The sequence below is a fragment of the Paenimyroides tangerinum genome (assembly GCF_003865405.1).
Taxonomy (GTDB): Bacteria; Bacteroidota; Bacteroidia; order Flavobacteriales; family Flavobacteriaceae; genus Flavobacterium; species Flavobacterium tangerinum.
On the sequence record NZ_RQVQ01000061.1, the window covers coordinates 1 to 9,607 of the forward strand.

The window sequence follows — 9,607 nt, forward strand, 5'->3', positions numbered from 1 at the left end:
TTGCGGAGAAAGAGGGAATATAACCCATATATAAATAGAGTGTGATAAAATACTATTATTTTGATTTATTGGTAGTTATGTTTTTATTAAGTCGATTAAATACCTTAAAATACTATATGATAGTATCAAAATTGGGTGTATATTTGGGTGCTATTACAAATAACTATGACTATAAAAAGAAAGATAACTATTGCTATTGAAAAGAGAAAGAAAGATGGTGTATTAATCACAGAGAACGTTCCAATTCGTGCAAGAGTGGTATATAATGGTGGCCGTGTAGAACTCTTTACAGGCTACCGCATTGATGCTTCTAAATGGGATGAAGCAAAAGAAAAGGTACGCAATGGGTGTACCAATAAGCTAAAACAAAGCTCTTCCGAAATCAATACAGCAATACAGGAGCTATCTACTACGATTGATAGAATCTTTAAAGAGTATGAATTGAAAAACGAAGTACCTTCTTTTGAACTCTTAAAAGATGAAATAAAACGCTACTCAGATAAACAAACCATATCAGCAACAGAAAAGAATCTCTTTACAGCTTTTGACGAGTTTGTAAAAAGTAGTGGTAAACGCAATGATTGGACAACTGCTACTTACACCAAGTTTAATACTGTTCGTTCACATCTTTTTTCTTTCAAAAGCAATTTTCAGTTTACTGATATTAACGAAAAGACGTTATTAGACTACGTTTCATTTTTACGCATTGAAAAACAGATGCGTAATAGCACCATCGAAAAGCAAATTAGTTTTGTAAAGTGGTTTTTGAAGTGGTGTAAAAACAACAATTATACAATTACCTATAATTTTGAAGAGTTTAAACCAAAACTAAAGGAAACATCTAAAAAGATAATCTTTTTAACTCAAGAGGAAATCGAACAGATTAAATCAACGGATTTAGGCACAAAGTCGTACTTAGAACGTGTACGTGATGTATTGCTTTTCTGTTGCTATACAGGACTTCGCTATTCAGATGCCTTTAGCCTAACAAGACACGACATTAAAAATGATGCTATTGAGTTTGTTACCAAAAAGACAAATGATATGCTGAGAGTTGAATTAAACAAACACAGTAGAGCAATATTAGAGAAGTACAAAGATGTACCTTTTGAAAAAGGAAAGGCTCTACCTGTTATTTCTAATCAAAAGATGAATGACTACATAAAAGAACTTGGAGAGTTAGCAGAGATTAACGAACCGATTAGAGAAACCTACTATGTAGGCAATGAAAGAATAGATGAAGTAAAACCCAAATACGAACATTTAAGCACTCACGTAGGGCGAAGAACATTTATCTGTACCGCTTTATCATTGGGGATACCTGTACAGGTTGTAATGAAATGGACAGGACATTCAGACTACAAATCAATGAAGCCTTATATTGATGTAGCTGATACGATTAAAGCGAATGCAATGACTAAATTTGATATGATATGAATACAGTAGATGCCCAATTAGAATTAACAAGATTTATGACTGATAACACAATAGTGATGTGGGAAAAAGAATTAAACACATCAGGAAATTCGTTTAATTTCGATTCCCAAGATATTTATAGACAATATATGATTAATATCTTAATGTTTGATTTTAAAGACCGAATTGATTCTGCAAAAGACACACAAGAAAGAAAAGAAATTTTATCTATTGTTAGAGAAAATTTGGAGACAATAATTAAGTTGTATGAAAAAAATTCTGATTTCTTCACTAATCTTGATAGAGATGGACTTCGGTTAAAGAAATACCGAGAAAGAAATAAAAATAGTTTGTCAGATAATGATTTAACAATGGAATTGTATAGAGAAACGGAATTGCCTGAACGTAAAACCTACTTTGAATCAAGTTTTTACAAAGAGATAGGTTTTTTAAACTACGACTACCACCAAGAGATATATAATCATAGTAAAAGGCTTTTAAAAGATGTGAAATCAAATTTTAAGGACTATGAAATGTATGACAATGATTATCTTTTTATTAATGACAAGCCTATATTTTCAATGGGACTTATTAGTAAACTACATAGTATAGTAAACAATCAATTTATTGAAGATATATCAGAATATGATTTTTATAGAGAGATAAATATCTTACATACAGTGAATAAAATAAAAATCAAAGAGGATTTTCTATACACTTTCTTTTATGTAATTCATTGCTTACATAATAACATAGAAAACAAAAGTTTAAAGAAAAAGTGGTTTGCTCAAATATTAAAAGAATTTAAGATTAAGAAAGCAACTTATGACTCTAAGTATAAACACATAACAGGTAGCAGTGCCAATGATACATTAAAAGAGTATCGCAATCTCATTGATTCAGCTTTTAAACAATAAAGTACTATAAAAGCCTTTAAAATTTATAAATCCACCTTTGAACCACTTTAGAATTTTACTAAAGTGGTTTTTTTGTGCAATAAAGTGTGTTTTTCCACCCCCTCTCCACCTTACACACATCGTAGTTTTGAATTGTTCGAACATCACAAAATCGTATAATTTAAAAACTAAAACTATGTATATAAGCGAATTAAAAGAAAAGCCAGTTTGGCAAATGACAGGAGAAGAACTATTACAGTTATTACAAACAGTATCTATAAAGGATTTTAAAGAACTCAATACTTCGCAAGAAACGCAACAATCTACAAAGCGTTATGTTTACGGAATACGTGGTATAGCAGACCTACTTGGGTGCAGTATTACCACTGCTAATAAAATCAAGAAAGAAGGTCATATCAAAAAAGCGATTATCCAAAGAGGTAGAAAAATTATAGTCGATGCTGACTTGGCATTAGAACTATTCGCTAAAAAATAAAAGGGACAACTTGTGCAAATCGTCCCTTAATATCCAATTAAAGTATAACTCAACTCTTATCGTATAAAGATAAGGATTATTAAAACACAAGTAAATATGAGCTTAGATATACCCTATATCCGAGTAGGAACTGCTTACTTTAAAATCATCGAAAAACCTTTGATATCAGGTGATAAAGTTAAAGTAATGGTGCGTTGGACTCGTGAAACGATTGTATCAGATCACGGAAAGTCCTACTTAGAGAACGTCTTAAAATTAGATGGCTTTTGCTGTATTCCAGACCATCTTAACTATCAACCAATCGTAGAAAATTTTTTTAATACCTATAATGAATTAAATATGAAACCAATAGAAGAAGATTTTAACTTAAATGAATTAGAACAATTGATTCCAAACTCACTACACTTTGTAAAGCACATATTCGGAAGTGAACAATACGAATATGGTTTAGACTATCTAAAGCTATTGTATGAGAAGCCAACGCAAACCTTACCAATATTGTGCCTTGTTAGTAAAGAACGTGCAACAGGAAAAAGCTCTTTTATTAAATGGCTTAAAAATATCTTTGGACTCAATATGACTTATATCAAAGGAGATTCTTTTGGTTCTCAATTTAACGCTGATTGGGCAAGTATGTTATTAGTTGCCATAGACGAAGTATTCTTTGATAAGAAAGAGATTACAGAGCGTTTAAAGTACCTTTCTACTACTGACAAAGACAAAGTTGAAGCAAAGGGAAAAGACAGACAGGAAATAGAGTTTTTCGCCAAGTTTATTCTTTGCTCTAACAATGAGGATGATTTCATTCAAATAGACGAAGAAGAAATACGTTTTTGGATTCGAAAGATTAAACCTATTGAATCAGAAGACGTTCACTTTATCAAGAAGCTAACAAGTGAAGTTCCTTATTTCATCAAATACTTACTTCTACGACCTTATTACACCACGCAACAAACCCGAATGTGGTTTACACCTAAACAGATACTTACAGCTTCCCTTTTAAAACTAATTAGTAAAAACAAAATAGAGATTTCACTTTTAGAACTTTTAAACCTGTGCTTTGAAAAGGTTGCCGAGGATGAAATTTGCGTAGCTCCCAATGATTTACTCTTGTTATTACGCAAGACAAACCCAAAACTAATTATATCTGCTAGTGAAATAAGAAAGATTTTAAAGAAATGGGATTTCGAACCACAAAATAACACAAAATCTTATCAAGGAATAGAGCTTTTATCTCATGGAGAATTTGTTAAAATAGAACGTAGAGGACGTTACTACATCATTAAAAAAGATTTATTCTATAAAATATTTGATGCAATGATGCAAGAATAGATTAAACTATTGTTTATTAATAAGTTACACTGCATCAAAGTCTGCATCAAACTAAAAATACATCAAGTTTGATGCAAGAGTGATGCAAGAAACAAAATGAGTTTGATGCAGTGATGCAAGAGTGATGCAGAGTATTTTATTGAAATACAATTGATTAACACCTTTCTGCATCATTGCATCAAAAAAAACAGATTTTTAACCCGACTATTTCAAAACGTATGAATTGTGAATCAGCTAAACAAATTAGCCTAACAGACTTACTTAAAAAGTTAGGTCATACCCCAACCAAAATAATGAGAGTTGATTGGTGGTATCTCAGTCCATTTAGAACTGAAAAAACAGCATCATTTAAAGTGAATATTGATAAAAACGTGTTTTATGACCATTCTGCTGGTTTTGGTGGAACAACACTTGATTTTGTGATGAAGTACAATAATTGCGATATTAAATCAGCTTTAGAATTGCTCAAAAACGATTCTTTTTCTTTTCATCAGCCAATTATTGTGAGTTCTAACATTATTCAAGAACCAACATATACAATTCAAGCGATTAAGCCATTAACACATCCAAACTTGATACAATATATCACTGAGCGTAATCTTAGCCTTAAAATGGCTCAAACTTATTGTAAGGAAGTACACTATACTCTAAACAACAAATCATATTACGCTGTTGGTTTTCCCAATACCACCATAAATGGTTTCGAACTAAGAAACGTGTATATAAAAATGTGTCTTGGAAAAAAGGCAGTAACCTACTTTGATAACAAAAGTAAACATATTGTCTTGTTTGAATCTTGGAGTGATTACATCAGCTTTTTAACCCTTTATCCAAATGCAGAAAAGCAATATGATTATTTGATTCTTAATTCCGTATCAATGTTGAATAATACAATAATTAAAACACCAAATAATTATTTGTACAAATGTACAAATGGGGAATTGTATAAATGTATCAATGTACAAATGGATAAAAGTATCAATAATACTTTGTACAAAGAATTAAAGTATGAAAGTATTATTTGTTGTTTCGACAATGATAAAGCTGGAGAAAGTGCCTTTCAAAAAGTAGCTCAGACCTATACAAACGTTGTTGATGGACGAAAACTGTACGAGAATCACAAAGATTTGAATGATTATTTACTAACTATTAACCGCAATGATTTGACGTGAGAATTATCGAGATGTGTCTTTGTCCTTACAAATTGGAAATTTGACAACCAAAGACCACTCGTTTTTCTCCCGAAGGTCGCAAAATGGGTAAGACGATGAAAAAAACAAAGAAGATAGAATTTAGAGTAACTCTTACAGAGGCTCTAATCATAAAAAACAAAGCAGAAAAAGTAGGTTGTAGCGTTTCGGAGTACATCCGAAACACCGCACTTGACTATTCTTTAGCGTATAAATTAACTCCTGATGAAGTTGAAGTTTACAAATTACTGAACAAATACACAGATAATTTTAGGCGAATAAGCAACCTTTTTAAGCTTGGTGATACAACAGGAGTTAAAGAACACACTATTGAAACAGCTAATCTAATTCGGACTCACTTACAAAAACTACTGTAATTATGATAGCTAAAGCAAAATCTTGTGTTGGTGGCACAGCATTATTCAATTACGTAATTGATGATAAAAAGGGATATGAGCTATTAAGAAACAATCTTTCGGGGGATACTCCGAAAGATATGTTTCAAACGATGCAGATACTACAAAATCAAAACAGCAGATGTAAAAACAACACAATATCGGCTGTTATATCTCCAACTATTGTAGATAGTCAAAAGATGAGCGATAGAGATTTACGAGCATTAGCCGTTGAGTTTTTACTTGGTTTACAAATCGATCCTACCAAAGCTCAATTCATTGCTTTTGTTCATACAGAAAAAGAGCATAAACATATTCATATCATCGCCAATCGCATAGATGAAAATGGCAAAGCTCTAAAAGATAATTACATTGGTTTTGAAGCTCAAAGAGTTGCTCACGAAATAGCACTTAAATACGGTTGGACGTCTATAAGACAAGAAAACGAGAATAAGAAACAAAGAGCTAACAACACAAACTTAATAGCTAAAAACACTATCAAAACAGCTCATAGGGAAGTTTTAAGACAGGAACCAAAAGATTTACAACAATACATTCGATTAATGCTTGAAAAAGATATTGAGGTTAAACCAACTATTAATAAACAGGGGAATATTCAAGGATATCGCTTTATTCATTTACCAACTAATACAAACCTAAAAGCAAGTGAAGTTGACCGAAATATGAAGTTGAATGATTTATTTAAAAATACAGCAAGCACAGAGTCAAAGAATGAAGTAGAAAAACTATTAACTAAGCAAGAAGCAATCGAACCACAAATGCAGAATTGGAAAACAGATGTGTCTGTTTTATTTAGTTTGTTATCTGCTTTTCAACTTAGTGGTAACGATGAAGATGATGAACAAAAAAAACGTAAACGAAGAGCACTAAAAAGATAAACAATGGCAAAGAACCAACCTAAACTCACTGATATGACAGAACTATTACTTCAGCAAGTCATACAATTAGAACACACGATAAAACAAAGTAAAAAAACTCATTTAGATACCATCAAAGAATTAAGTAACATCAAAGTAACAGTAAATGTTGCTGAACTTCGACAGATAGAAAAAGAACAAAGACAACGCTTACAGAATGACTTCGATCAATTTCATCGAGAGATAACAAAAAATAATGAGGAGCTTTTGAAGGTTCACAAGGCTGTTAGCTCAAAGAGGTTATTCTACTTGATTGTATTGAACATCTTTTTACTTTTAACAACAGGTTTTTCAATGTATTTAGCTGTTAAGAATACTATTGAGAAATCGGAGTATGAGCGTTTAGAAAAAGAAAAGGGGCAATTAATAAATCAATTAGAAAATGTAAATCAGTTTTTTAACAAAAATCCAAGGACAGCTAAATCTTTCAAAGAGTGGAGTCAAAAGCAATAATTGAAAAGTGTTTATCAAAGTTATTTCCGTAAAATTTTTAGAGCTTTGAAGGCTCAAAATTTTATGGAATAACTTTGTTGGAATAGGTTCACAATATTTTAAAAGATTTACTAACGTTTGGCAAATTGGCGATGGAGCCGACTTTTAGCACAAATGTTGAATAGAATTACTAATCTTCAACATTGCACAAAAGTTCAATAGAAGTACTTCACCGGCTCTATTGCCAATTTGTTTGTTATGTGCCGTTTTATTCCATTTTATACATTTAACAATTGCTGAAACGTAAAGTCGGGTTTAAACATTTCAATTTCGTTTTGAGTTGATTCTTCTTGTGCTTCTTTGCCATAGATAAACATTTGCTGTTCATAATTTTTAACAGCCTCTTCAATGCTATTAAATTTTCCATCGGCTAGATTATCAGACAATATCAAGGCATCCACCAACCCACTATTTACTCCCTGCCCTGCAAAAGGCGGCATCAAATGTGCGGCATCCCCAATCATTGTTATGGGTAATGGGCGCTTGCTTTTCCAAGGCTTTTCTAAAGGAAATATCCGTGTAGCCAATCCTACAAATGACAACGTCGTATGAATCAATTCTTTGTAGCGTTCGTCCCAATCGGAAAATTCTTTCAGAAGAAAATCAACGACACTATTTCTGTTTTGAAAATCTACCTGCGTTTGGTTTTTCCATTCATCAGGTGTTTTAAAACTTATTCCAAAATGCAATGCACCATTATTATTGGGGTTAGCAAATAATAAATTACCTTGGTGAGATGCCATTAGCCGGTTTCCATTGCATAGCTGAAAAAATCCAGGACAGTTTATCTCTGGTTGATGAATATCGGCTTGTATATTGAAAGTACCTGTTTCTTCAACTTCCGTGTCGGTAACAAATTTTCTTACCTTGGACATCCCGCCATTGGCAAGAATAACCAAATCTGCTGTTTCACTCGGTTTATTCTCAAAAGTTAGTGTCCACTTCTTCTTACCAGGTTCAAGCATAACAAGTTTTCTATCCCAAATAACCGTGTCGTTTTCTAAACTATTCAACAAGATAGCCCTTAAGTCATTTCTGTTTATTTCAGGATTGTCAAATCGATTTTCGGGCTTTACATTTTTTGTGGATAAAATATTGCCTTTTTCATCAGCAATATTTACACCCATTGGTAAGGCTAAGTCATAATAAGTTTGTAACAATCCCGCTTTTTTCATTGCTTCCTGACCTGAACCTTTGTGTAGGTCAAGGGTTCCACCAAAAATTCTTGCCTCTCGGTCGTTGTCTCTTTCGTAAACTGAAACGTCTATGCCGTTTTGCTGTAATAATTTTGCCATAGTCAGTCCAACGGGTCCACCACCAATTATTGCAACGTTCTTATCACTAAGTAAATTCATTTGTTTGTCTGTATCTATTCGCATTGTCATTCAAAAATGGCACATAACGGTCAAGTATAAGCGTAGTGCGGGTTTTCGGAGCAATACACTGTCCGCCAACACGAACTTTGATAGATGGCAAAATACTAAATTTTAGCCACTTCGCCCGCATTACGCTTATACAATGTTGGCGGTAGTTTATTTATTCAATTCTCCTTAATACCCCCTTTAATTTTGCTTCAACTCCAAGATTATCAAAAAGTTTTTCAGTCAATGTTAATGTCTTCTTGAAAGCTGTTTTAATATCTGTCGGATCTAATTCTGATGTTGTCTGCTGAAATAACGAATACCAATCTGGATCTATGTCTTTTTCCAAGCTTTTTGTTGGACTTTCCCAATGTTTGGTTTGGTATGTTTCAATTCTTATTAACCAAAGTAAATATTTTTGAACATTTGATAAGCTTTGGTAAGCGTGAGCAAATTCCTGTCGTTTAATTAAGTTGCTTGTTGTAAGTAAAACATTCAACAATGATTGGCTCAACCACAGGATATTTTCATTTGTTGTTCGATCAGGTACTTTAGTTTTTATTTCTTTGAGCGTGTTAGTCAATAAATCTTCTTTATCTACTAAAATCATCTTGTCAAAGTCGCTAAACTCTACCAATCCGTCCCACGATTTGATAACTTCCATTTGGTCGTTTGTCAAAAAATGAAACTCCCCCCTTATCATATTTTCAAAAATGGCAACTTCACTTCCAAACTCGTTGGTAAAATATAATGCCAAAGGATGAATTTGGCTTACCCAATTTTCAGCGGAAAATTTTTCTTTATCCTTCAAGAAGATGTAGAATTCAATATCTGAATATTTGTCCCCTTCATTTTTGGTAAATGACCCATACATAAATACGGCAGAAATATTTTTATCATTTTGAGCTATTGACTTTGTTTTGTCAATCATCTGTAACTGTATCATTTTCTAATTTTTTAATATTAACAATCGTCCTTTCTACTTAGCGTAGTAAAGGATATTTCAATTCTTATTCTATCTTACAGTTACTTATAGCTTCATTTTCTTGAATGTTTTTCGTTGTTAATCGTTTCTTCAAATTACCGCCAAC

10 protein-coding genes are annotated in these 9,607 nt (G+C 32.3%); 8 read left to right on the forward strand and 2 right to left on the reverse strand.

All coding sequences use genetic code 11. The features are described from left to right. Positions 1–165: 165 nt before the first annotated feature. The 8 genes from EG240_RS15460 (at position 166) to EG240_RS15495 (ending at position 7,116) form a co-directional block, all read left to right on the forward strand. Entirely contained in the window at positions 166–1,437 is a 1,272-nt protein-coding gene (locus tag EG240_RS15460; protein WP_006260869.1) for a site-specific integrase, read from the forward strand. Next, a complete protein-coding gene (locus EG240_RS15465) occupies positions 1,434–2,333 on the forward strand; it encodes a hypothetical protein (RefSeq protein WP_006260870.1) in 900 nt (299 codons plus the stop codon). Before EG240_RS15460 ends, EG240_RS15465 begins: the two co-directional genes overlap by 4 nt. Positions 2,334–2,508: 175 nt before the next feature. Continuing rightward, positions 2,509–2,808 carry a DUF3853 family protein gene (locus EG240_RS15470; protein WP_006260872.1) on the forward strand — a complete coding sequence of 100 codons (300 nt, stop codon included), beginning with the start codon at positions 2,509–2,511 and terminating at the stop codon, positions 2,806–2,808. A gap of 96 nt (positions 2,809–2,904) precedes the next feature. Continuing rightward, a complete protein-coding gene (locus EG240_RS15475) occupies positions 2,905–4,140 on the forward strand; it encodes a primase-helicase family protein (RefSeq protein ID WP_006260873.1) in 1,236 nt (411 codons plus the stop codon). A gap of 293 nt (positions 4,141–4,433) precedes the next feature. Beyond that, on the forward strand, positions 4,434–5,312 hold the full coding sequence (locus EG240_RS15480) for a toprim domain-containing protein (RefSeq protein WP_235830404.1): 879 nt from the start codon (positions 4,434–4,436) through the stop codon (positions 5,310–5,312). Between the two features lie 95 nt (positions 5,313–5,407). Then, the gene (locus tag EG240_RS15485; protein WP_006260875.1) at positions 5,408–5,707 is read left to right on the forward strand and encodes a plasmid mobilization protein; all 300 of its coding nucleotides are present in this window, start codon (positions 5,408–5,410) and stop codon (positions 5,705–5,707) included. Positions 5,708–5,709: 2 nt separating this feature from the next. Beyond that, positions 5,710–6,624, forward strand: a complete 915-nt coding sequence (locus EG240_RS15490; RefSeq protein ID WP_006260876.1) for a relaxase/mobilization nuclease domain-containing protein — start codon at positions 5,710–5,712, stop codon at positions 6,622–6,624. A gap of 3 nt (positions 6,625–6,627) precedes the next feature. Beyond that, complete coding sequence (locus EG240_RS15495; protein WP_006260877.1) at positions 6,628–7,116, forward strand: hypothetical protein; 489 nt, start codon at positions 6,628–6,630, stop codon at positions 7,114–7,116. 257 nt (positions 7,117–7,373) lie between these two features. Here EG240_RS15495 and EG240_RS15500 read toward each other — a convergent pair whose 3' ends face one another. Both EG240_RS15500 and lnu(I) read right to left on the reverse strand, forming a co-directional pair. Continuing rightward, complete coding sequence (locus EG240_RS15500) at positions 7,374–8,540, reverse strand: tetracycline-inactivating monooxygenase Tet(X2) (protein ID WP_008651082.1); 1,167 nt, start codon at positions 8,538–8,540, stop codon at positions 7,374–7,376. A gap of 151 nt (positions 8,541–8,691) precedes the next feature. Continuing rightward, on the reverse strand, positions 8,692–9,462 hold the full coding sequence (lnu(I), locus tag EG240_RS15505; protein ID WP_125020247.1) for a lincosamide nucleotidyltransferase Lnu(I): 771 nt from the start codon (positions 9,460–9,462) through the stop codon (positions 8,692–8,694). Positions 9,463–9,607: the final 145 nt, after the last annotated feature.

Bases quoted from the DNA above. Each gene is read 5' to 3' on its own strand.
- EG240_RS15460 (WP_006260869.1), top strand. From the start codon at position 166: ATGACTATAAAAAGAAAGATAACTATTGCTATTGAAAAGAGAAAGAAA.
- EG240_RS15465 (WP_006260870.1), top strand. From the start codon at position 1,434: ATGAATACAGTAGATGCCCAATTAGAATTAACAAGATTTATGACTGAT.
- EG240_RS15470 (WP_006260872.1), top strand. From the start codon at position 2,509: ATGTATATAAGCGAATTAAAAGAAAAGCCAGTTTGGCAAATGACAGGA.
- EG240_RS15475 (WP_006260873.1), top strand. From the start codon at position 2,905: ATGAGCTTAGATATACCCTATATCCGAGTAGGAACTGCTTACTTTAAA.
- EG240_RS15480 (WP_235830404.1), top strand. From the start codon at position 4,434: ATGAGAGTTGATTGGTGGTATCTCAGTCCATTTAGAACTGAAAAAACA.
- EG240_RS15485 (WP_006260875.1), top strand. From the start codon at position 5,408: ATGAAAAAAACAAAGAAGATAGAATTTAGAGTAACTCTTACAGAGGCT.
- EG240_RS15490 (WP_006260876.1), top strand. From the start codon at position 5,710: ATGATAGCTAAAGCAAAATCTTGTGTTGGTGGCACAGCATTATTCAAT.
- EG240_RS15495 (WP_006260877.1), top strand. From the start codon at position 6,628: ATGGCAAAGAACCAACCTAAACTCACTGATATGACAGAACTATTACTT.
- EG240_RS15500 (WP_008651082.1), bottom strand. From the start codon at position 8,540: ATGACAATGCGAATAGATACAGACAAACAAATGAATTTACTTAGTGAT.